The organism is Bizionia gelidisalsuginis (assembly GCF_008086185.1).
Lineage (GTDB): Bacteria > Bacteroidota > Bacteroidia > Flavobacteriales > Flavobacteriaceae > Bizionia > Bizionia saleffrena.
This window is the reverse complement of the sequence record NZ_VSKN01000090.1, coordinates 1-914: the sequence shown is the minus strand read 5'-3', so window position 1 is coordinate 914 and position 914 is coordinate 1. Positions and strand designations below refer to the sequence as shown.

The 914-nt window shown below is 43.5% G+C and carries 1 protein-coding gene; it reads left to right on the top strand.

The window, feature by feature from the left end:
• Positions 1-914: hypothetical protein (locus tag ES677_RS15410; protein WP_170235077.1), on the top strand; the 914-nt coding region annotated here is incomplete at both ends.

The following is a 914-nucleotide window of genomic DNA, read 5'->3' as shown; positions in this document are numbered from 1 at the left end:
GCAGCAGAACCAATCACAGAATGTTGGGAAACAGCTACGTTTAATAATGATACGTGTATTTGGGAGGTAACAGGAGAACAATCAGCAGCACCAGCGACAGAATGTTGGGAAACAGCGACGTTTAATACAGAAAGTTGTACTTGGGAGGTAACAGGAACACAAGAAGCAGCACCAACGACAGAATGTTATGAAACGGCAACGTTTAATAACGATACTTGCGAATGGGAGGTAACAGGAACACAACAATCAGAACCAACGACAGAATGTTGGGAAACAGCGACGTTTAATAACGGTACTTGCGAATGGGTTGTAACAGGAACACAAGCAGCAGAACCAATCACAGAATGTTGGGAAACAGCTACGTTTAATAATGATACGTGTATTTGGGAGGTAACAGGAGAACAATCAGCAGCACCAGCGACAGAATGTTGGGAAACAGCGACGTTTAATACAGAAAGTTGTACTTGGGAGGTAACAGGAGATCAAGCAACCGAGCCAACGACAGAATGTTATGAAACGGCAACGTTTAATAATGATACGTGTAGTTGGGAGGTAACAGGAGAACAATCAGCAGCACCAACGACAGAATGTTATGAAACGGCAACGTTTAATAATGATACGTGTATTTGGGAGGTAACAGGAGAACAAGCAGCAGAACCAACGACAGAATGTTATGAAACGGCAACGTTTAACACAGAAAGTTGTGCTTGGGATGTAACAGGAGAACAAGCAACCGAGCCAGCGACAGAATGTTGGGAAACGGCGACGTTTAATAATGATACGTGTCTTTGGGATGTAACAGGAGAACAATCAGCAGCACCAGCGACAGAATGTTGGGAAACAGCGACGTTTAATACAGAAAGTTGTACTTGGGAGGTAACAGGAGAACAATCAGCAGAACCAATCACAGAATG